The 19,954-nt window shown below is 69.3% G+C and carries 20 protein-coding genes and 1 pseudogene; 7 read left to right on the forward strand and 14 right to left on the reverse strand.

Features of this window, described 5'->3' with window-relative positions; translation table 11 throughout:
• Nucleotides 1-57: 57 nt before the first annotated feature.
• The 3 genes from ACFYZ8_RS12855 to ACFYZ8_RS12865 are packed head-to-tail and all read left to right on the forward strand — an operon-like array spanning nucleotide 58 to nucleotide 3,622.
• Complete coding sequence (locus ACFYZ8_RS12855) at nucleotides 58-579, forward strand: PadR family transcriptional regulator (RefSeq protein WP_359030127.1); 522 nt, start codon at nucleotides 58-60, stop codon at nucleotides 577-579.
• On the forward strand, nucleotides 576-1,262 hold the full coding sequence (locus ACFYZ8_RS12860; protein ID WP_359030126.1) for an ABC transporter ATP-binding protein: 687 nt from the start codon (nucleotides 576-578) through the stop codon (nucleotides 1,260-1,262). The genes ACFYZ8_RS12855 and ACFYZ8_RS12860 overlap by 4 nt, the downstream gene beginning before the upstream one ends.
• Nucleotides 1,259-3,622 (forward strand): ABC transporter permease, encoded by a 2,364-nt coding sequence (locus tag ACFYZ8_RS12865; RefSeq protein ID WP_388534897.1) that lies wholly within the window; start codon nucleotides 1,259-1,261, stop codon nucleotides 3,620-3,622. Before ACFYZ8_RS12860 ends, ACFYZ8_RS12865 begins: the two co-directional genes overlap by 4 nt.
• A gap of 22 nt (nucleotides 3,623-3,644) precedes the next feature.
• On the opposite strand, the gene ACFYZ8_RS12870 is transcribed toward ACFYZ8_RS12865, so the two are convergent.
• From ACFYZ8_RS12870 to ACFYZ8_RS12915, 10 genes are all read right to left on the reverse strand, one after another.
• Entirely contained in the window at nucleotides 3,645-4,073 is a 429-nt protein-coding gene (locus ACFYZ8_RS12870; protein WP_359030124.1) for a hypothetical protein, read from the reverse strand.
• Nucleotides 4,074-4,077: 4 nt separating this feature from the next.
• Nucleotides 4,078-4,476, reverse strand: a complete 399-nt coding sequence (locus tag ACFYZ8_RS12875) for a roadblock/LC7 domain-containing protein (RefSeq protein WP_359030123.1) — start codon at nucleotides 4,474-4,476, stop codon at nucleotides 4,078-4,080.
• Nucleotides 4,477-4,518: 42 nt separating this feature from the next.
• Entirely contained in the window at nucleotides 4,519-5,337 is an 819-nt protein-coding gene (locus tag ACFYZ8_RS12880) for a MarR family transcriptional regulator (protein ID WP_359030121.1), read from the reverse strand.
• Between the two features lie 155 nt (nucleotides 5,338-5,492).
• Complete coding sequence (locus tag ACFYZ8_RS12885; protein ID WP_359030120.1) at nucleotides 5,493-6,866, reverse strand: AI-2E family transporter; 1,374 nt, start codon at nucleotides 6,864-6,866, stop codon at nucleotides 5,493-5,495.
• 126 nt (nucleotides 6,867-6,992) lie between these two features.
• On the reverse strand, nucleotides 6,993-7,697 hold the full coding sequence (locus ACFYZ8_RS12890) for a transglycosylase SLT domain-containing protein (protein WP_359030119.1): 705 nt from the start codon (nucleotides 7,695-7,697) through the stop codon (nucleotides 6,993-6,995).
• A 379-nt stretch (nucleotides 7,698-8,076) separates the two neighbouring features.
• The gene (locus ACFYZ8_RS12895; protein WP_359030118.1) at nucleotides 8,077-9,402 is read right to left on the reverse strand and encodes a PhoH family protein; all 1,326 of its coding nucleotides are present in this window, start codon (nucleotides 9,400-9,402) and stop codon (nucleotides 8,077-8,079) included.
• A gap of 314 nt (nucleotides 9,403-9,716) precedes the next feature.
• A complete protein-coding gene (locus tag ACFYZ8_RS12900) occupies nucleotides 9,717-10,490 on the reverse strand; it encodes an isoprenyl transferase (protein WP_037719963.1) in 774 nt (257 codons plus the stop codon).
• Nucleotides 10,491-11,252: 762 nt separating this feature from the next.
• The gene (locus ACFYZ8_RS12905; RefSeq protein ID WP_388534903.1) at nucleotides 11,253-12,116 is read right to left on the reverse strand and encodes a class I SAM-dependent methyltransferase; all 864 of its coding nucleotides are present in this window, start codon (nucleotides 12,114-12,116) and stop codon (nucleotides 11,253-11,255) included.
• A 50-nt stretch (nucleotides 12,117-12,166) separates the two neighbouring features.
• Nucleotides 12,167-13,039 (reverse strand): LLM class flavin-dependent oxidoreductase, encoded by an 873-nt coding sequence (locus ACFYZ8_RS12910; protein WP_388534906.1) that lies wholly within the window; start codon nucleotides 13,037-13,039, stop codon nucleotides 12,167-12,169.
• Nucleotides 13,040-13,079: 40 nt separating this feature from the next.
• Complete coding sequence (locus ACFYZ8_RS12915) at nucleotides 13,080-13,643, reverse strand: dihydrofolate reductase family protein (RefSeq protein WP_388534909.1); 564 nt, start codon at nucleotides 13,641-13,643, stop codon at nucleotides 13,080-13,082.
• A 96-nt stretch (nucleotides 13,644-13,739) separates the two neighbouring features.
• Between ACFYZ8_RS12915 and ACFYZ8_RS12920 the strand changes: the two genes are divergently transcribed.
• From ACFYZ8_RS12920 to ACFYZ8_RS12930, 3 genes are all read left to right on the forward strand, one after another.
• Nucleotides 13,740-14,102, forward strand: coding sequence for a DUF192 domain-containing protein (locus ACFYZ8_RS12920; protein WP_388535080.1), 363 nt, complete (start codon nucleotides 13,740-13,742; stop codon nucleotides 14,100-14,102).
• A gap of 411 nt (nucleotides 14,103-14,513) precedes the next feature.
• Nucleotides 14,514-14,843, forward strand: coding sequence for a hypothetical protein (locus tag ACFYZ8_RS12925; protein ID WP_388534912.1), 330 nt, complete (start codon nucleotides 14,514-14,516; stop codon nucleotides 14,841-14,843).
• Between the two features lie 363 nt (nucleotides 14,844-15,206).
• A complete protein-coding gene (locus tag ACFYZ8_RS12930; protein ID WP_388534914.1) occupies nucleotides 15,207-16,292 on the forward strand; it encodes a hypothetical protein in 1,086 nt (361 codons plus the stop codon).
• A gap of 74 nt (nucleotides 16,293-16,366) precedes the next feature.
• On the opposite strand, the pseudogene ACFYZ8_RS12935 reads toward ACFYZ8_RS12930, so the two are convergent.
• Nucleotides 16,367-16,856 (reverse strand): annotated as a pseudogene (locus ACFYZ8_RS12935) (OmpA family protein).
• Between the two features lie 217 nt (nucleotides 16,857-17,073).
• Here ACFYZ8_RS12935 and ACFYZ8_RS12940 point away from each other — a divergent pair.
• Nucleotides 17,074-17,415, forward strand: coding sequence for a DUF4333 domain-containing protein (locus ACFYZ8_RS12940; protein WP_359030328.1), 342 nt, complete (start codon nucleotides 17,074-17,076; stop codon nucleotides 17,413-17,415).
• Nucleotides 17,416-17,457: 42 nt separating this feature from the next.
• On the opposite strand, the gene ACFYZ8_RS12945 is transcribed toward ACFYZ8_RS12940, so the two are convergent.
• The 3 genes from ACFYZ8_RS12945 to ACFYZ8_RS12955 all read right to left on the reverse strand — a co-directional run bounded on the left by ACFYZ8_RS12945 (nucleotide 17,458) and on the right by ACFYZ8_RS12955 (nucleotide 19,881).
• On the reverse strand, nucleotides 17,458-17,964 hold the full coding sequence (locus tag ACFYZ8_RS12945; RefSeq protein ID WP_359030112.1) for a hypothetical protein: 507 nt from the start codon (nucleotides 17,962-17,964) through the stop codon (nucleotides 17,458-17,460).
• A 48-nt stretch (nucleotides 17,965-18,012) separates the two neighbouring features.
• Nucleotides 18,013-18,510 (reverse strand): hypothetical protein, encoded by a 498-nt coding sequence (locus tag ACFYZ8_RS12950; RefSeq protein ID WP_359030111.1) that lies wholly within the window; start codon nucleotides 18,508-18,510, stop codon nucleotides 18,013-18,015.
• 75 nt (nucleotides 18,511-18,585) lie between these two features.
• Nucleotides 18,586-19,881 (reverse strand): hypothetical protein, encoded by a 1,296-nt coding sequence (locus tag ACFYZ8_RS12955; RefSeq protein WP_388534917.1) that lies wholly within the window; start codon nucleotides 19,879-19,881, stop codon nucleotides 18,586-18,588.
• Nucleotides 19,882-19,954 lie beyond the last annotated feature (73 nt).

Consider the following 19,954-nt stretch of genomic DNA (forward strand, 5'->3'; position numbering starts at 1 on the left):
GTGACTGCACACGGCGCGTATACACGAGGGGTATACACCGCATGTACAGTCCTCCTCATGTCCATCGGTCACACCCTCCTAGGGCTCCTGGAGTCCGGGCCCCGCCACGGTTACGACCTCAAGCGGGCCTTCGACGAGAAGTTCGGTCACGACCGGCCGCTGCACTACGGCCAGGTCTACTCGACGATGTCGCGGCTGCTGAAGAACGGGCTCGTCGAAGTCGACGGCATCGAGCCCGGCGGCGGTCCCGAGCGCAAGCGGTACGCCATCACGGACGCCGGGATCACCGACGTACAGCGGTGGCTCGCGACGCCCGAGAAGCCCGAGCCGTATCTGCAGTCGACGCTGTACACCAAGGTCGTCCTCGCGCTGCTCACGCACCGGGACGCCGGGGACATCCTCGACACCCAGCGCGCCGAACACCTGCGGATGATGCGCATCCTCACCGACCGCAAGCGCAAGGGCGACCTCGCCGACCAGCTGATCTGCGACCACGCCCTGTTCCACCTGGAAGCCGACCTGCGCTGGCTGGAGCTGACCGCCGCGCGTCTCGACAAGCTCGCGGAGGTGGTCAAGTGACCCCGGCAGGTTCCCTTCTCGTCGCCGACGCGCTGCGCAAGACCTACGGCCCGACCGTCGCGCTGGACGGTGCCGAGTTCTCCATACATCCCGGCGAGGTCGTCGCCGTGATGGGCCCGTCCGGGTCCGGCAAGTCGACCCTGCTGCACTGTCTGGCCGGGATCGTCACACCCGACTCGGGCTCGATCCAGTACGCCGGCCGGGAGATGGCGACGATGAGCGACGCCGAGCGCAGTGCGCTGCGCCGCTCCGAGTTCGGCTTCGTCTTCCAGTTCGGGCAGCTGGTGCCCGAACTGACCTGCGTGGAGAACGTGGCGCTGCCGCTGCGGCTGAACGGCACCTCCCGCAAGGAGGCCGAGAAGGCGGCGCTCGGCTGGATGGAGCGCCTGGAGGTGGACGACCTCCGCAAGAAGCGGCCCGGTGAGGTCTCCGGCGGTCAGGGGCAGCGGGTGGCCGTGGCCCGGTCCCTGGTGACCAACCCGCGCGTGCTGTTCGCCGACGAGCCGACCGGCGCGCTGGACTCCCTCAACGGCGAGCGGGTCATGGAGCTGCTCACCGAGGCCGCCCGGTCCACCAACGCGGCCGTCGTCCTCGTCACCCACGAGGCACGGGTGGCCGCCTACTCCGACCGCGAGATCGTCGTACGGGACGGGAAGTCCCGGGACATGGAGCGGGTCGTATGAGCGTGAGGCAGTGGTGGAGAGACCTCTCCATGGGGGTTCGGTTCGCCTTCGCGGGCGGACGCGAGGGATGGGTCCGCGCGCTGCTGACCGCGGTCGGGGTCGGGCTCGGGGTGGCGTTGCTGCTGCTGACCACCGCGCTGCCGAACGCGCTGGCGGTACGGCACGAGCGGGGTGACGCCCGCGCGGACATCAACTACGGGCAGGAGATCAAGAAGGCCGACAACACCCTGCTGTCGGGGAACGCGTCGACCACCTTCCGGGACACCGACATCCGCGGCCGGGACCTGGAGCCCGAGGGGCCGAAGGCGCCGCTGCCGCCCGGGGTCGCGAAGTTCCCCGCGGTCGGCGAGATGGTCGTCTCCCCCGCGCTGAAGAAACTGCTGGAATCCGAGGACGGCAAGCTGCTGCGGGAGCGGCTGCCGAACCGGATCGCCGGGACGATCGCCGAGAGCGGGCTGATCGGCTCCCACGAACTCGCCTTCTACCGCGGGGCCAAGGGGCTCGCCGCCCAGGACGTCAACGGCGCCGGGGTCAGCCGGATCGCCAAGTACGGGAACCCGAACCCGACCGAGTCGGACTCCGACCCGGTGCTGGTGCTCCTGGTCCTGGTCGTCTTCGTGGTGCTGCTGATGCCGGTCGCCGTGTTCATCACCGCGGCCGTCCGCTTCGGCGGCGAGCGGCGCGACCGGCGGCTCGCGGCCCTGCGCCTGGTGGGTGCCGACGGCCGCTCGACCCGGCGGATCGCCGCCGGCGAGGCGCTGGCGGGCGCGGTGCTCGGGCTGGTCCTCGGCACCGTGTTCTTCCTGATCGGCCGTGAAGTGGCGGGCTCCGTCGAGGTGTTCGGGCAGAGCGTGTTCCCGAGCTATCTCAACCCCTCCGTGCTGCTGGCCCTGCTGGTCGCGGTCGCGGTGCCGGCGGCGGCCGTGCTGGTGACGCTGGTGGCCCTGCGGGGCGTGGTGATCGAGCCGCTCGGCGTGGTGCGTACGGCCAAGCCCGCGCGACGCAGGCTGTGGTGGCGGCTGCTGCTGCCGCTGGCCGGGCTCGGAATGCTGTACCCGATGGTCGGACAGGGCCGGGACGGCGGCGACTTCAACCAGTACCTCGTCAGCGGCGGTGTCATCCTGCTCCTGGTCGGTGTGACCGCGCTGCTGCCGTGGATCGTCGAGGCGGTCGTGGCCCGGCTGGGCGCGGGCGCGGTGTCCTGGCAACTGGCCGTGCGCAGGCTCCAGTTGAGCAGCGGCACGGCGGCCCGGATGGTCAACGGCATCGCGGTCGCGGTGGCCGGGGCGATCGCGCTGCAGATGCTGTTCGCGGGCACCGAGAGCGACTACACGAAGGACACCGGCTACGACATCTCGCGGGCGCAGATGCAGGTGACCGTCCCGAAGGGGAAGGCGCTCGCGGCGACCGCGAAGGAACTGGCCGCGACCAAGGGCGTCCGGCAGGTGTACGCGTTCGACGAGGGCTTCGTCAACGACGGGACGGGCGAGGACGCGAACTGGGCCCGGGTGACCGTCGCCGACTGCACGTCCCTGCGTGAGGTGGCCAAGCTGCCCTCCTGCCGCGACGGCGATGTCTTCGTCTCGCATGTCGCGCCGTCGGCGGGCGAGAGCGACACCGAAAGGCAGAACACCGACGACGAGTCGAATGTGACGGCCCGGCCCGGCCAGAAGCTCTGGTTCGACACCTCCGAGGCCGCGGAGAAGCAGACCTCGGTCGTCTGGACGGTCCCGAAGGCCGTCAAGCAGGCGGAGTCCATCGCCGACCCGACGGGCTACCGGCGCGGCGGAATCCTGGTCACCCCGGGCGCCTTCCCGGCACAGGCCGCGGCGGGGGTGCGCGGACAGATCTATGTGCGGGTGGACGACTCGCTCCCGGACGCGCGCGACCACGTCCGCAACACGGCCGCCCGGATCAACCCGTACGAGGAGCCCATGACCTGGGTCTCCACCGAGAGCAACGACCGCTACTCCTCCATCCGCACCGGCCTGTTCGTGGGCGCGGTCTGTGTCCTCGCGCTGATCGGGGCGAGCCTGCTGGTCTCCCAGCTGGAGCAGCTGCGTGAGCGCAGGAAGCTCCTGTCGGCGCTGGTCGCCTTCGGTACCAGGCGGCGCACCCTGAGTCTGTCGGTGCTGTGGCAGACGGCGATCCCGGTCGGGCTCGGTCTGCTGCTGGCCTCGGTGGTGGGGCTGACGCTGGGGGTGGTCCTGCTGAAGATGACCGACACCCCGGTGCGGGTGGACTGGTCGAGTGTGCTGTCGATGACCGGCGTGGGCGCCGGGGTGGTCCTCGTGGTGACGCTGCTGAGCCTGCCGCCGCTGCTGAGGCTGATGCGGCCGGACGGGCTGCGGACGGAGTAGCCGCCCGCAGCCGGGGGTCCGCTCAGAGGCTGTACTCCTTCACCACCCGCCGGACCTGGGCGAACAGCATGCCGACGTTGACCGACTTGCGGCACACGACCACGGCCACGACGTCCTGCTGTTCGACCAGCCGCACGAACAGGTGTGTGAGGTTCTCGCTGTTGACCAGGATCTCCTGGAAGAAGTGGTTGTCACTGGCGATCCCGCGGCGCTCCTTGAAGACGTCCTCGATCATCACGACCGTGCGGCCCTGGAACAGGTCGAGAGTCGCCCCCGCCAGGAGGTCCAGGACCTCCGGGGGATGGTTCTCGACCGTCTCGTACGACAGCAGCATGCCGGTGGACATGTCGACCACCCCGGACGCGACGCAGTCGGGGGCGTCGGTGCGAAGGGACTTGACCAGGCCCATCACCTGGTCGGAGAAACCTGGGGTCATACGCTTCGTCGCCATCCCTTCAGACTCCTTCTGATGCTTTCTCGGTCGCCTTGTCGGTGAGGATCGAGCCGATCCGGTTCAGGGTCGGCTGGGTCGCCCGGTGCAGGTGGTCCACGTCCATGCCCTCGTCGCCGAGCACGACCATCAGGGCGGTGTCACCGACGGCGTAGAAGGCGGCGCAGCCGTGGCTGCCGTACGTCACCGTCCGGCGCAGCGTGCCGCGGGCGGTCGCCTCGGCGGTGCGCCGGGCGAGGCCGAGACCGGCCGCGGCGAGCGCGGCGAGCCCCTCCGGGTCGATCGAGTCGGCGGTGTCCGCGGCGATGAGCAGTCCGTCCGCGGCGGCGAGCGCGGTATCCGTGATTCCGGTGACCTGTTCGCGCAGACCGCGCATTTCAAGCGCCAGGGCTTGGTGATCCATGTACTCAACTCCCCTGAATCTGTTCACATCTGATCGGCTTTTTCATTTGGGTATTCCGTTTCGGAGTCGGAAGAAGCTGCCGGGTTTTCGGCGGGGCAGATCGGTTCGCGTCGGGGACGCGGACTGCTCCACGGACGGGGGTTCGCGGGGCCGGAGTTCGTCGCCACCCGGAAGGGAGCGGACGACGACGGCGGCGGGCGGGCCGGCGCACACCAGGAGCCCCTCGTCGAGCATGCGGGCCACCTCGACGGTCACGGTGTAGACCCCGCGCCCGACCCGGAAGGCGAGGTCGCGGGCCGTACTGCGACCGTCGGCGTGCGTGAGCAACTCGCGCCGCAGGGCCCCGGACGCGTTGCCGGTGCCCGAGCGCACGGGCCGTTCCCGGTCGGGGTGCACGGGGTGCGGCAGCGCGGCGAGTGCGGTGAGTCTGCGGAGCGCGTCCTGGAGCAGCCGCAGCGGCGGCTCACCCAGGGGGACCTGCGCGAACGGCTCCGCGGTGGCGAGGCGTTCGCACTCCTCCACCCGGCCGGCGGCCATCGCGAAGGCGGCGTCGTGCAGGGCCAGCGCGCACACCACCCGCAGTTGTGCGGCGCCCGCGTAGCCGTGGGCGATGAGTGCCGTGGCCGGCCAGCGCGAGCCGCCGGACTCCCGTACCAGCTCGGCCCACTGCTCGCCGCTGACCCGCCCCGAGCGCAACAGCAGCGCCTCGGGGCCCGGGGCGCCCGGCGACTCCACGGCGACCACCCGGCCGTCGCCGAAGTGGAAGGTGCCGCCGGGTGTCCCGGTGACCCGCAGCTCTCCGGTGAAGCCGTCCCGGCCGCACGCGGCCAGGGCCTGAGCCAGGTGTTCGTGGCCCGACATCACACCCCCCGCCGCCTCGCACATACGCCTGACGCGTAGCGCTGAGGAGGGAATGTGTATCAGTCCGGGCGCATATTCCGGGTGCGGGTTTCCCAGCTGCCGTTAGTTGACGGAAGTTGAGTTCACGGGCTGCTCAAAAACAATGCGTTCGGCGCTCATTTGACCGAATCCGAGGCAGGTTTTTCAGGGTCCGGCGGCGGCTCTTCCGCCCCCTGCTCCTCGGTGACGACGTCCTCCGCGTCCTCCGTCACGACCTCGTCCTCGGCCTCGGGTGGCGGCGCTTGTTCCTCGGCGTACGCCTTGAGGTAGCTCACCACCGTGTTGGTCACCGCCACCAGAGGTACGGCCACCACCGCGCCGCCGATGCCGGCCACCATGCCGCCGGTGGCGACCGTGAGGACGACCGCGAGCGGGTGGACGCGCACCGCGCGGCCCAGGATGAACGGCTGGAGGATGTGGCCCTCGATCTGCTGGACGGCGAGGACCACCGCGAGGGTCATCACCGCGGTGAAGACGCCCTGGGTGACGAGCGCGACCAGGACCGCCAGCGCGCCGGAGGCGACGGCGCCGACGAGCGGGATGAACGAGAACAGGAAGATGAAGACGGCCAGCGGGACGGCCATGGGGACGTCGAGGAAGTAGATGCCGATGCCGATGAAGACGGCGTCGATGAGGGCCACCAGCACCGTGCCGCGGACGTAGGCGGTCAGGGTGCGCCAGGCGCGCGGGCCGGCGCCGGCCACGGCGGGACGGGCGGCCGCGGGGACCAGCTTCAGCGTCCATCCCCAGATGCGCCGGCCGTCGTAGAGCAGGAAGAGGGTGGAGAAGAAGGTCAGCAGGATGCCGGTGAGGGCCTCCACGACGACCTGGACGCCCTCCAGGCCCGCCGAGGTGATCTGGTCGGTGTTGGCGCCGACCGCCTCCCGCAGGTTCTTGGCGATCTGGTTGATCTGCTTGTCGGTGACGTGGAAGGGACTCTTCAGCAGCCAGTTGCGCAGATCGTCGATGCCGTTCTGGATCTGGTCGGAGAGGTCGTCGATGTTCTCCATGACCTGCCAGGTCACGAACCAGCCCAGCAGGCCGATGATGACGAAGCCGAGGATCGCGGTGAGCGCGGTGGCGGGGCCGCGCGGGACGCCGTGCCGCATGAGGCGGGCCACCGTCGGCTGGAGCAGCGCGGTGATGAGCAGGGCGACGACGAACGCGAACACGACGAGCTGTACGGAGCTGATGATCCGCATCAGCACCCAGACGGTGCCCGCGAGGACCAGGAGCCGCCAGCCGGCCTCGGCGGCGACCCGTACGCCCCACGGCACGGCCTGCGCCGGGTCGGGGCGGGGGACCAGCACGACGGGCGGGCGGGAGGCGGCGCCCGCGGGTTTCCCCGGCCCGCGCTCGCGCTCGGGCGACTCGGCGGCCTCGGCCTCGGCCTCCTCACGGGCCACCTCGGCGCGGCGCTCGTCCAACCGCTCTCCCACATCGGTCAGCCGGGCACCGAGCCGACCGATCCACCCTGGCACTCGCGACATGATCCGTCCTCTTCCCCCGTCTCTCCCCACCACTCCCCCCTGGAGTCGTCCGGTCCGACCGTACATGGCAAAAGCCCCTCCCCCTAGGACGGGGAGGGGCCTCGCGAGGTTGAGAGCCGGGCGCGCTCAGTACCAGTGGTTGGCCTGCCAGAACGACCAGGCCTCGCAGGGGCTGCCGTACCGGCTGTCCATGTAGTTGAGGCCCCACTTGATCTGGGTGGCCGGGTTGGTCTGCCAGTCGGCACCGACCGACGACATCTTGGAGCCCGGCAGGGCCTGGAAGAGACCGTAGGCACCGGAGGAGGCGTTGACGGCGCGGTAGTTCCAGCTGGACTCGTGGTCCACGATGTTGCTGAAGCACTGGAACTGGCCGCTCGGCACCATCGACGCGGCCATCGCCTGGATCTGCGCCACGGTGTACGAGCTCTGCACCGGGAAGCTGGAAGAGCTCCGGCTGGCCTTCTCCTTGGCCTCGGCGCGCTCCTTGGCTTCCTTGGCCGCCTGCTCGGCGGCCTCCTTCTTCTCGATCGCGGACTTGGCGGCGGCCTTGCGGGCCGACTCCTCCGCGACCTTCTTGGCGCTCGCATCCGCGGCGATGGCCTGGTAGTCGGCCTGCTGCGTGAGGGACGCGGTCTGCACCTGAGCCTGCTCACCCGCGGGGATGTCCGCCAGGAGCGTCGTCGTGTCGGCTGCCGTCGTCTCGGCGTCGTTCGGCTGCGCGACACTGCCGGAGGCAACTCCGACAACGCTTCCTACAGCGGTGACCGCGGTGGCTGAGGCCACTGCGAATCCCCGGACCGAAATCGGGCTCACACGGTTTCCTTCCAGCATCGCCCGCTTCGGTGACCCTGGCGGACGCAATCGTGCCCCTGAACACTGGCCTCCCAACTGCGGGGTCACGGGAGGCGCGGGCCCGGTGGGCAACTCCCGCGGGGGGAGCGCCGCGTGGTGCGCGGGCGGCATACGGCTTCGACTATGGAGTTGGTGGTGCTGCTGTGGTGCCGTACCGCTGGGGGTACAGGTGTGCCGTATGCGGGGCCTGACAGAACCGAGACTCTGCCGTAACCGGACGCCGGGTGGCAATTCTGAGTTGCGTGTGAAAGCTCACATCCCGTTTGACCCCAGGGATTTCGAGAAACCTCGACACGCGAAGGCGCCGCCCGGCTAGGCTCTTGGCCTTTCCGGACGGCGCCAACGAGCGTGTACTACCTCAGATTTGGCCGTCTTCGAGCATTTCGGTCACAAGGGCCGCGATCTGGGACCTCTCGGACCTCGTCAGCGTGACGTGGGCGAAGAGGGGGTGCCCCTTCAGCTTCTCCACCACGGCGACGACACCGTCGTAGCGACCGACGCGGAGATTGTCCCTTTGTGCCACGTCGTGGGTGAGAACCACCCGTGAATTCGCTCCGATCCGGGACAGAACGGTGAGAAGGACGTTCCGTTCCAGGGACTGCGCCTCGTCCACGATCACGAACGCGTCGTGGAGCGAGCGGCCGCGGATGTGGGTGAGCGGCAGGACCTCGAGCATCCCGCGCGCGGTGACCTCCTCGATGACCTCGCGGCTGGTGACCGCGGACAGCGTGTCGAAGACCGCCTGCGCCCAGGGGCTCATCTTCTCGGCCTCGGAGCCCGGCAGATAGCCGAGTTCCTGCCCGCCCACCGCGTACAGCGGGCGGAAGACCATGACCTTCTGGTGCTGGCGGCGCTCCAGGACCGCCTCCAGGCCCGCGCACAGCGCGAGCGCCGACTTTCCGGTGCCGGCCCGGCCGCCCATGGACACGATCCCGATGTCCGGGTCGAGCAGGATGTCCAGCGCGATGCGCTGCTCCGCGCTGCGGCCCTTGATGCCGAACGCCTCCCGGTCGCCGCGCACCAGACGGATGTTGCCGTCGGGCGCGACCCGGCCGAGCGCCTTTCCGCGCTCGGAGTGCAGGGTCAGTCCCGTGTGCACGGGCAGCTCGGAGGCCTCGGGGACGTAGACGTGGCCTTCCTCGAAGAGGATGTCCACCTGCTCGCCGGGCAGGGTCAGTTCGGACATTCCGGTCCAGCCGGAGGCGTCCGTGATGGCGAGCTCGGCGCGGTACTCCTCGGCGAGGAGACCGACGGACGAGGCCTTGATCCTGAGCGGGAGGTCCTTCGACACGACGGTGACGTCGAATCCCTCGGCCTGCAGATTGCGGGCGACCGCGAGGATGCGGGAGTCGTTGTCCCCCAGGCGGTAGCCGCTGGGCAGCACGCTGGGGTCCGAGTGGTTGAGCTCGACACGGACGGTCCCGCCCAGCTCCCCGATCGGGATGGGGGCGTCGAGGCGGCCGAACCGCACCCGGAACTCGTCGAGCAGGCGCAGGGCCTGCCGGGCGAAATAGCCGAGTTCGGGATGGTGCCTCTTCGCCTCCAGCTCCGTGACCACGACGATGGGGAGCACGACCTCGTGCTCGTCGAAGCGGCTCAGGGCGTTCGGGTCGGCCAGCAGGACGCTGGTGTCGAGAACGTAGGTGCGCCGGTCAGGCATACGGCGCTTTGTGCTGGTCACCACGGAAGGACGTACCCCCTCGGATGAGGTCGGGGAGCGACGGAGTGGAGCTGGACCGGTCGACGGCCCGTTTGCACGGGCCGGGAACCGGCCCTCCACTGCTTCTTCCGTGCTGAGACCGCACGGTCGAGCTGGTGCAAAGGGCCTCCCGGGCGGGACGGCCCCGTGCCGCCCGCTGAGATCCGACACCCGTGGTTCGGGCATCGACCTGCTTGGCTTATGCCCTCGAACATGCGGTGCCATGCCAGCGCATATGACGGCGCGCTGGTGAACTCCTTGTTACTTCCGCCCCAAAAGGGGTACTCCAGGCCGTCGCGTCAGCCGCCGTAGCGCCGGTGACGGGCCGCGTAGTCCCGCAGCGCGCGCAGGAAGTCGACCTTGCGGAAGGCCGGCCAGAAGACCTCGCAGAAGTAGTACTCCGAATGGGCGGTCTGCCACAGCATGAATCCGGACAGCCGCTGCTCGCCGCTGGTGCGGATCACCAGGTCGGGGTCGGGCTGGTCGCCGGTGTAGAGATGGCGGCCGATCATGTCGATGTCGACGGCCTCGGCGAGCTCCTCCATCGAGGTGCCCTTCTCCTGCGCGTCGAGCAGCATGGACCGTACGGCGTCGGCGATCTCCTGGCGGCCGCCGTAGCCGATGGCGACGTTGACGAGTATCCCGTCGACGTGGGCGGTGGACTCCTCCGCCTCCTTGAGCGCCGTCTGCATCGGGGAGGGCAGCAGGTCGGGGGTGCCGACGTGGTGGACGCGCCAGCGGCCGTCGGCGGCGAGGGTGCGCACGACGTCCTCGATGATGCCGAGGAGGGGGCCGAGCTCCTCCGGCGGGCGGTTGAAGTTGTCCGTGGACAGCAGCCACAGGGTGACGACCTCGACGTCCGTCTCGGTGCACCAGCCGAGGAACTCCTCGATCTTCTCCGCACCGGCGCGGTGGCCGTCGACAGGGGTGGAACCGGCGGCCTTCGCCCAGCGCCGGCTGCCGTCCACGATGACACCGATGTGCTTGGGCACCTGGGCGTGGTCCAGGTGGCCTTCCACCCGGCGTGCGTACAGCCTGACCAGCAGGCCGCGCAGCTTGTCGCGCAGGTTCACGTGAAAGTCAGCCCCTTTGAGATGGCGGTCCCCGCGGCTAGAGCGTACCGGGGCTTCCGGGCGCCAACTGCGGGGGGCCTGCTGGCGCATGGGCCACCGCGGGTCGTCGGCGACCGCTGGTGCCCACGCGGCACAGAGCCTGCCGCTACGACTCCGCGCCCTGAGCGGGTACCCCGGCCGCCCCTGTCATGCGCATCACGTGCGCGCCGCGCAGGTGTCTCGTGCGTGCCTCGCGGTGTGCTGCGCGCACAAAAAAACGGGCCGGTCCGTGGGGGGGAGACGGACCGGCCCGAGGGGGGGTTTCCACCATAACCCTTCGTGAGGGATGGTGTGTGCATCGGCGTGCCACAACTACTCTCCGGAGTCGGACGGCGACGGCGCGGTGGCCGGTCGAAGCCCTGTTCATGGGGGTTTCGTGGCCGAATCACGGCGGAATCATGGGGGTGTGAGGCATCGCCCGAGCGGGTGACTCCGGGTCGGAACGTTTCTTTGACGCCGGGAAGTGGGCGCGGCACCGCGCAGCCCCCTCCTCTGCACGGTGCCACCGCGCAGCTTTGCTGGCGCGAATTGCCTCGCATTGAATTTACGTCAGTCGAGGCCCTGACGCGAGCCGCCTGGGATAACAATGTGGAAACCCCGTGAAGACCATGGATATGTGGGGCAGATCAGCCCACGATATACGCATTGCCCGGTTTGTAGTCATCCGGGGGTTCCAGCCGGAGGTCGCCCTGACGCCCTGAGACTCGTCCGCAGGCGGGAACGTCAGGCCTGCGGCTTGCGGGCCTGAAGGAGGTGGCGGCTGCTGTGGGCGACGAAGGGCCCCTCGGACTCGATCCGCTCGTGCAGGGCCCGCAGCCGGGGTTCGTACTCGGCCACAGTGAAACCGGGGACCATCCACACCACCTTGCGCAGGAAGTGGACGACGGCGGCGATGTCGTGGAACTCGACCCGCAGTCGCTCGGCACGCAGGTCCACGATCTCCAGTCCGGCGGCCTCGGCGGCGGCGCGGTCGCGGTCGGGATGGCGGTCCGAGCTCTGCGACTCGGGCTGCGGGCCTAGGAAGTACTCGACGAGCTCGAAGACGCTGCGGGGGCCGACATGCTGGGCGAAGTAGGTGCCGCCGGGCTGCAGCACGCGCGCGATCTCCGCCCACTGGGGGTTGACCGGGTGCCTGCTGCTGACCAGGTCGAAGGTGTCGTCGGCGAAGGGCAGCGGCGCGTCCTCCGCCGCGGCGACGACCACGATGCCGCGCGGGCGCAGCAGTGCGGTGGCCTTGGCGACGTTCGGCGGCCAGCCCTCGGTGGCCGCGGCGAGCACGGGCGTCCTGCCGCCCTGCCCGAGGGCGAAGTCCATGACCTCGCCGCCGCCGGTCTGGATGTCCAGCGAGGCCGCGGCACCGGCCAGCCGTCCGGCCAGTGAGCGCGCGTACCCCCAGGAGGGCCGCGCCTCGGTGGCCCGCCCCTCGAACCACGAGAAGTCCCAGCCCTCGGTGGGGACGGAGGCACCCTCGGCGACGAGGGCTTCGAAGGTGTGAGGGTGCGGGGAGTGGGCGTGCGGAGAATGGGGGTGCGGGGAGCGGTGGTGCGAGGAGTGGGAGTGTGGGGAGTGGGGGTGTGAGGCGGCCATGGGATTGATCGTGGCAGGAGCATGCCGGTGACCGCCGCCCATTTTTTCCGTCAGCCCACCAGGGGCCGGACCTCCCGCGCGGTGAACCGTACGAAGCCCTCCGGGTCGGGTTCGTCGGCGGTCGGCTGGAGTACGACCGTGTCGGCGCCGGCGTCGGCGAGCCGCTGCACGGCCTTGGCGACGGCGTCCGCGTCCCCGGCGACCCCGAGGTCGGGGACATCGGCGTGGCCCTCGTCGGCGAGTCCGGCGCGCAGCCGGGCGGCCGCGTCGGGTCCGGTGGCGGTGAGGAGGTACACGACGACCCGGTGCGGGTCCGTCCGCCCCGCCGCCTGCCGTCCCTCCTCGATGAGCCGGCGGGCCCGCCGGACACCCTCGGGCGGGGTCCCGGCGGTGAGCACCGTGCCGTCGGCGGCCTCGCCCGAGAGGCGGAGGGTGCGCGGGCCGGTGGCCCCGGTGAGCACCTCGGCGGGCTCGGCGGGCGGCCAGTCGAGGCCGACGTCGTCCAGGGTCACGTACCGCCCCCGTGTGCTGAGCCGCTCCCCGCGCAACAGGGCCCGCAGCGCGTCGAGATGCTCGCGCAGCAGGGTGAGCGGCGACTCCGCCCGGGCCCCCACCTGCGCCATCCAGTCCTGTACGCCGTGCCCGACACCGAGGACCGCCCGCCCCGGGAACATCCGGTGCAGGGTGGCCGCCTCCATCGCCGTGATGGCGACGTTCCGCAGCGGGACGGGCAGCAGGCCGACCCCGACCCGCACCCGCTCGGTCCACGCGAGGGCGGCAGCGGCGGTGGAGATCCCGCCCTCCCGGAAGCAGTCCTCCCAAAGCCAGAGCTCTTCCAGCCCCGTCTCGTCGGCGAGCCGGGCGAGGGCCCGCAGCCGCTCGGGAGGGAGCTGGGGACGGAACACCGCGCCGAGTCCGGTCATGCGGCCCTTCCTACCCGCCGGGGAGCCAGGAACAACCTCTCTACGACGCCGGCTCGTACCGCAGCAGCACCACGCCGTTGCCGAAGGTGTGCGACTCGACGAGCCGGAGGGAGGTCAGCGTGTCGCTGTGCGGGAACAGGGGTTTGCCCCGGCCGACGAGCACGGGGTGGACGTAGATCCGCAGCTCGTCGACGAGGCCGTACCGCAGGAAGGTCTCCCCGAGGCCGGCCCCGCCCAGCGCGAGATCACCGCCCGGCTGCTCCTTCAGGGCCCGGACCTCTTCCGGTACGACCTCACGGACGAGCGTGGAGTTCCAGTCGACCTTCGTCAGGGTCCGGGAGTAGACGACCTTGGGGAGGTCCCGCCAGATCGGGGCGAACTCCCGGACGGACGCGGGGGCGTCGGGGTCGGCGTCGGCGGTGGGCCAGTAGGAGGCCATGAGTTCGTAGACGACACGGCCGTGGAGCAGCCCGCCCATGGCTCCCACCGTGGCGTTCATGTGCGTGTGCAGCTCGTCGTCGACCGTGTGCCAGTCGATGTCGTGGTCGGGTCCTTCGATGTAGCCGTCGAGGGACATGGACATCATCAGGACGATTTTCCGCATCGGACACCTGACCTGGGCAGTGGAGAGAGGATCGGTCCACGGTAGCGGGGGCGACGGGGACGGCGTGGGAACGCCATGACGAAGGGCGGTTCCGGGATGGGGCGTTGGCAGGACGGCCGGGGAAAGCTGATCGTGCACGGTGAGCGGGAGGAGCTCGCCGTACCGCTGGAGATCGCCTCCTCCTACCGCGCCCGGACGAGGGGACTGCTCGGCCGGGACTCCGTGGACGGGGCCCTGCTCCTCTCCCCCGCGGGCAGTGTGCACACCTTCGGGATGCGTTTCCCCATCGACGTCGCCTACCTCGACCGCGGCCTCCGCGTGATCGCCGTCCGCACGATGAGGCCGGGACGGCTGGGGTTGCCGCGGGTGCGGTCGCGGCATGTGCTGGAGGCGAGGGCGGGGGTGATGGAGGGGTGGGGGGTTCGGGTGGGGGTGCGGGTGAAGGTTGTTGTGGAGTGACGGTGTGGGTGTGTGGGGGGCGCCGCGACTCGGCCGAACGCGCTGACGGGGAGGTCGGAGGGGGCCCAAGCCGGGGCGGCTGCCGGCGTTGATCGCGGCACCGCAGCCGAACAGACCCTTGGTGAGTTCTTGTCCGGTCAGCTGCCGCAGCTGCCGGCCTTCGGCCATCGGCCGGGGGTGCGTGGGCGCGAGTGTGGCGGCACCCGTCGCCGCGGCGAGGGTGGTCAGCACTACCGATCAGGCCAGGATGCGTCCACTCAAAGACAGGGCTGCGTCTCGGAGCACAGGCGGAGGCCGTCGTGCCCAGGGTAGGCCAGAAGCGTCCGCGATCCGCTTGATCCTCTTACGGTAATCTCACCTTCACGGGCGGTATCCAGGCGCCGCCTCACGGGGATGAGAAGGGGCCAAGTCGTGTCAGGCGGTACAGACGTTGACCACCCGGAAGCGTTGAAGAAGGCGGGGAGCGGGGCTTCCGAGATCGCAGGTGAGACGCGGACCGCCGGTGATCATCCACTCGACGAGACCCGCTCGGCGGCCACGGACTTCAGTGCCGACTGGAGCGGCGGACTGGGCGCAGCGCTCAACAGCCTCGCGTCAGTCTGGTCCCTCCAGGTGGACGGACTGGTCGGCCGCTGCCGGGACCTCAGCGCGCAGTTCGGGACCACCGGCAACAACTACGTCGAGGTCGAGTCGGTGAACACCCAGACGGTCAAGTCCGTCCAGCCGTCGCCGTTCGGCTGAAGGACCACGCCTCAGCTCGCCTCACACGATCGTCTTCACGGGGAGAAGTCCGGCCGATGCCGACGTACGAACAGCTCTACCACCTCAAGCTCGGCAACCTCAAGAGCGCCGCCGACCGGTGGGCCGAGACCTCCACCAAGTTCAAGAGCCTGCACACCTCCTTCGGGGAGCGCGTGGAACGGCCGTACAAGGACGCGGGGTGGCGGCAGCCGGCCATGACCGCCGCGTACGCGGGGACCAAGACCACCGAGCTCCGGTACGGCGCTGTCCTTCCTGGCCGACAGAGCCTTCTCAACCCGACGACTGGCCCCGGCAACAGGGTCGCCACGACACCGAGATCCTTGGAGAGGTACAGGAGTGGCAGTGAGACGGATCGTCCTGCGAGCGGTGATCTCACTGTCGGTCACGGCCGCCGGTGTGCTCGGATATCTGTATGTGCACGGGGACTTCCAGCGGTGGAGTGACAACTCGGCGCTCGACGCCGCCTGTGGCGGTCTCCTCGACCGGGATGTGGTGCGCGGGGTCCTCGGGTCCGGAGAGGTCAAGGTCAAGGAGACGGCTGAGTACAAGCGGTACTGGGACATGGTGGCGAGTTGCTGGGTGCACGTCGACGGCGGCGGCACAGCCGAGATCCGTGTCGTCGACGCGGCCTCCGTCGGGGAGAACGTGGATTCCCTCTACAGGGCTGACGGCTCGGACGATCTCGCCGTACCCGTCGGATACGGATGGTCAGGAGTCCTCGGGGCGGACCTGGACGAGCCGGAGGACGTGACCGTCAGTCTGGTCCTCGACTGCGCCGAGGGCAGCAAGGCGGCGGCCCTTTCCATCACCGTGGAGACCTCGCTGCCCGACGTCACCATGGACGATCCCGCGAACCGACCGGGCTACGCCAGGATCGCCACCTCCACCGCGGCGAAGGTGTCGAAGAAGCAGGAGTGCGGTGCCGAACTCGGAGAGCCCGTACGGCGTCTCGGCCTGCCGGTGAGCGAGGACTCCCGCAAGCCTCTCCGCGCGGCGGACGGGACCTGCTCCGGCATCCCCACCGCGCAAGGGGTGTCCGTCGCCACCGAGACCGACCGCGGGGGTGCGCCGTACGAGATCTGTCGGCTGTCCGACGCGGACGCCCGCGCGCGGTATCTCCTGAAAGCGCGGTTCGGCCCCTACGCGCAGGAGATGTACTCCAACTACCAGGTATTGAGCCACGGCAGGGTTACGCCGTCGCCCGGCGTCCCCGCCCAACAGCGGGCTGCAGACGGGACGATCAGCTGGACGTCAGCCAAGTGCCGTGACGGGTTTGCCCTGTTCACCTTGCAGCCGTATGCCGCCACTGATGACGACCGCAAGGGCATCGCGAGCACACCGGGTCGCGCCTACGAGCGGAGCGCGCTGAAGGTGTTCGCCGAGCGCTCGGCGAAGGCCCACGGGTGCTCTGCTCCCGCGAAGCTCTGACGACGTTCGAGCCGCCGAGCACAACGCTCTACGGTCGGTAGACCGCCCACCTCTTCGATGTACGCAGGGAGCATTCAGCTCTCCCCCCGCGGGAACGACACCTCCACCCGGCGGTTCTTCTTGCGGCCCGCCTCTGTCGTGTTGGACGCGATCGGGTAGTCCTCGGAGTAGCCGCGGACCTCGTAGGTGATGCCCGAGTCCTTGAGTTCCTGGTCGAGGACGTCCTGTACGGCGTTGGCGCGGTTGCGGGACAGGGTGAGGCCGTGGGCGTAGCTGCCGAGGTTGTCGGTGAAGCCGAAGACGCGGATCTGGGTGGCGTTCTGGTTCCTGATCTCCGCCGCGATCGCGGAGATACGGGCCTTCGCCTCGCCGTTCAGCTTCGCGCTGTCCTTGCCGAACAGGACCTCTGCCTGGAGGGCGAACTTCACGTCCGCGTTGGTGTCCTCGCGCCGTTCGTCCCCGCTCTGCCGGGTCGTTGGGGTCCATCCTGGGGCCGCCGCCGTCGGCCTGGGCCGGGGTGAGGGTCAGGGCCGTCATGAGCGACGCGACCGTGATGCGTGTCATCGGATAGTCGCTCAGTGCTCACCGGCACATGACAGGATGCGTGGGTGTGTCCACCGGGGCACACCCACGGCGGGTATGGGAGAGGAATACGGATGGCCTTCAGACGAGCGACGTGCGCGCTGAGCGCCACACAGCAGCCCACCCCACCCCATGGCCCGTGGCCACCCCAGGGGTAGGAGGCAGCCAATTCACATGATGGGAATTCACTAGAAAAATGATGAGATTGCCCGCTGGGACTGCGATTCTCACAACCGTAGCAGTCGGTATGCTACTTGCCGGATGCTCGGCCTCGGTCGACGCCGGAAAATCAGAACCGAAGATGTCTGCGGAAAAGCTAGCCACTCTGGTTTCCGAGAAGCTCGCCTCCACGACGGGGAAACCGAAGCCCGACATCAGCTGCCCCGAGGATGTCGTCGGCAAAGTCGGCAACACCACCCGGTGCAAGCTGACAGCCGACGATGGAAGCACCTTGGGTGTGACGGTCACGGTGACTTCTGTCGACGGAAACCAGATCAACTTCGACTTCGAGGCCGATGCCTCGGCTTCCCCCGCGAGTTGACCACTCAAAGAGGTTCGTCCGCACCGCCCAGGACCTGCGCTTTCACAGTCGGCCGGAGATGACTCCCCGCCAGGTCCAGCCGGACTTCAGGACTACGCCTTGGAGCGGATTCTTGAGGTCGTCGCTGTCGAAGCTGAAGGTCTCCTCTCGATTGCCGTCTTCGCCCCGGCTCAGCGACCATTGCTTCGAGGTGCTCTTTACCTGACCACGTTGAGCCTCCGGCGACAACGAGAGCCTGGGGGTGTCGCCGAGCCACTCGACCTCGAATTGCTGGTCAAGGGCACGGACTTCGTCCTTCTCCGGAACCAGGCGCATATAGACCTTGAACACCCGGCTCAGCTGGCTGCGCAGGAAGAAGGTTCGCCAGGCCGGCTCCAGGACACGCCACTCGGCTACCAGATCCGCACCCTCTTCGCGGCCGTCCCGGATGACGTACGGAACCTCAACGCTGTTGAGGCCGAGCAAGGCAGCACGCACCTCATCGGCGGACAGCGCAGCAATGCCGTCGGCCGGGTGTTTGGTTCCGGTCAGTTTGTCGAAGAGTCCCATAGCCGCAACCTATGAGGCCCCAGGTTGCGGGTGCAAGGTCGATCCGAGCTATGACGCTGCATCAGTGCGCGGCCGGACCGTGCGCACGAAGCCCTCGAAGTCGCCAAGAAGCTGGCGGTGTTGGACAGCAGTAGACGTCAGCACCAAACGGATCACTACCCGATTGTGCGGATCTGCGGTGTCCAACAGGGACAGGTACACCTGAGTCTGGACAATGTCACGGGGGGTACCGCCGCCAGCGGTCGAGACGGCCAGTCTCTGGAGGAGACCGGGAGCCTCCTCCGAACCCATTTCGCGTCGATCAGTGAGGATGACCGACGCACCGGTCTCACGCAGCCGTTCTACCGACCCGTCAGCCATCTCGGGCAGCGCCGCCGAGTCCGGGCGATACTCACCGTCGATAGTGATGTTGGCGGTGAAACCGGCATCCGGTCGTGGATGCAAGGCGATGAACGCCGCTCCTGGCGCCCCGACCTCGTCCGGCGGGGCGGCACGCCAGCCGGTTGGCAGTTCGAACTCGATCGGTACCGGCAGAGTCGTGGCCATGTCGGTCTCTCCTTAATCCTGTGGTGCGGCTACCGGTGCACGCATACGCCTCTGGCGAGAATGCGGAATCCTGCGTCAGATCAGGTTGCCGATTCCGTCGGCGATATCGCCCACGGTGTCTGCGACCTTTCCCGGATCGACGGTGAACTCGAAGCCGACGGCGCCGCCGAGTCCGAAAGCGAGACCAGTGTGCGTCGTGACCTTCCACTTGCCGTCTTCGGCCTTGCCCAGGGTCGCCTCCCCCTCTGCCCCGATACCGGCCCAGCCTTCAGCCGACGCACCCGCTCCGAGACCCCCGACGTCAGCACCTCCTGAGACGCTGCCCTTCGCCCCGGCGAACGCATCTCCCCCCACGGCCAAGCCCTCGCGGTTGGCGGTGGCTGTGCTGCTCGCCTCTGCGCCGCCCAGGCCCTCGGCCCGTCCGTAGAGGCCGACAGGGCCGAGGTAGGCGCTGCCTTTGGCCGAGGCCTCGCCTCCGGCGAAGGCGCTGCTCTGGCTCTGGAGGCCCTCATTCGTGGCACTACCGCTCACCGACCCCTTGGCCCCGGCGTACGCCTCGGCTTCTCCGGCAAGTTGGAACGAGCCGTTGGTCACGGTGCCTTCAGCCATTGCGCGGCCAAGGTCAGCATGAGCCTCGGCCTCTCCCAGTTTGCCGTCCACGGCATTGGGCCCGGACGACGATGCTCCGGCTCCGAGCCCGGAGACCTCCGTCTTACCTTCTGTGACCCACCCGTCGGCCTCTGCCTTGGCGTCTTTCTTCTTGAGCTCGGCCGTACGGGTGGCACGGGCGTCATCGAGAGATGTGACGACCTTGGTGTTGAAGTCACTTCGGCTTGCGCCGAGGTCCCGGCGCAGGGCCCAGCACGCGGTCTCGTCGGCGTCGGCGGCGCGCTGCAGGACGGCTTCGATACGGCGGACGAAGGCGTCGCATGCCTGTTGCTGGTCGCGGATGAGGGCCTGGCCGTCGGGGTCGTGGCGGGCGCCGGGGTTCTGGGAGAGGTCGTTGCGCGGGGTGACCGTGCCGTTGGCGCTGACGTGGAGATCCTCTTTCTTGGCCTCGACATCGGCGAGGTGGTGGAGGTCGTCCTTCGCCTTCTTCAGCGCTGCGTGCAGGGTGGTGAGGACACCGGCGATGCCTTCGGCTTCCTTCTGGGCGTCCGCGAACTCCTGGTGGGCGGCCCGTACATCGTTGTCCGCCTTGGCGGCAGTCAGTACCGGCTGCCGCCAGCCGGCTTGCTTGAAGGGCCCCGCGACCTCGTCGCCGAACGCAGTGTGCAGGCCTTTGAACTTGCCGACCGTCTCCTCCCAACGGTCAGCGGTCGCTTTGAGGTTGCTGAGGTTGAGGTGGTAGAGCTGCTCGTACGTCGGCATGACGCTGGTGGATCCCCCGTGGAGTGGTGTAGCTCGTCAGACAACGGTTGCCGTAGGCGGGTGGTGAGTTGGA

Source organism: Streptomyces sp. NPDC001668 (assembly GCF_042893155.1).
In the GTDB taxonomy this organism is placed as follows: Bacteria; Actinomycetota; Actinomycetes; order Streptomycetales; family Streptomycetaceae; genus Streptomyces.

Excerpts from the sequence above, each read along its gene's own strand:
- ACFYZ8_RS12855 (WP_359030127.1), top strand. The coding sequence starts at position 58 with ATGTCCATCGGTCACACCCTCCTAGGGCTCCTGGAGTCCGGGCCCCGC.
- ACFYZ8_RS12865 (WP_388534897.1), top strand. The coding sequence starts at position 1,259 with ATGAGCGTGAGGCAGTGGTGGAGAGACCTCTCCATGGGGGTTCGGTTC.
- ACFYZ8_RS12870 (WP_359030124.1), bottom strand. The coding sequence starts at position 4,073 with ATGGCGACGAAGCGTATGACCCCAGGTTTCTCCGACCAGGTGATGGGC.
- ACFYZ8_RS12875 (WP_359030123.1), bottom strand. The coding sequence starts at position 4,476 with ATGGATCACCAAGCCCTGGCGCTTGAAATGCGCGGTCTGCGCGAACAG.
- ACFYZ8_RS12880 (WP_359030121.1), bottom strand. The coding sequence starts at position 5,337 with ATGTCGGGCCACGAACACCTGGCTCAGGCCCTGGCCGCGTGCGGCCGG.
- ACFYZ8_RS12885 (WP_359030120.1), bottom strand. The coding sequence starts at position 6,866 with ATGTCGCGAGTGCCAGGGTGGATCGGTCGGCTCGGTGCCCGGCTGACC.
- ACFYZ8_RS12890 (WP_359030119.1), bottom strand. The coding sequence starts at position 7,697 with ATGCTGGAAGGAAACCGTGTGAGCCCGATTTCGGTCCGGGGATTCGCA.
- ACFYZ8_RS12905 (WP_388534903.1), bottom strand. The coding sequence starts at position 12,116 with ATGGCCGCCTCACACCCCCACTCCCCACACTCCCACTCCTCGCACCAC.
- ACFYZ8_RS12910 (WP_388534906.1), bottom strand. The coding sequence starts at position 13,039 with ATGACCGGACTCGGCGCGGTGTTCCGTCCCCAGCTCCCTCCCGAGCGG.
- ACFYZ8_RS12915 (WP_388534909.1), bottom strand. The coding sequence starts at position 13,643 with ATGCGGAAAATCGTCCTGATGATGTCCATGTCCCTCGACGGCTACATC.
- ACFYZ8_RS12920 (WP_388535080.1), top strand. The coding sequence starts at position 13,740 with ATGGGGCGTTGGCAGGACGGCCGGGGAAAGCTGATCGTGCACGGTGAG.
- ACFYZ8_RS12940 (WP_359030328.1), top strand. The coding sequence starts at position 17,074 with ATGAGATTGCCCGCTGGGACTGCGATTCTCACAACCGTAGCAGTCGGT.
- ACFYZ8_RS12945 (WP_359030112.1), bottom strand. The coding sequence starts at position 17,964 with ATGGGACTCTTCGACAAACTGACCGGAACCAAACACCCGGCCGACGGC.
- ACFYZ8_RS12950 (WP_359030111.1), bottom strand. The coding sequence starts at position 18,510 with ATGGCCACGACTCTGCCGGTACCGATCGAGTTCGAACTGCCAACCGGC.
- ACFYZ8_RS12955 (WP_388534917.1), bottom strand. The coding sequence starts at position 19,881 with ATGCCGACGTACGAGCAGCTCTACCACCTCAACCTCAGCAACCTCAAA.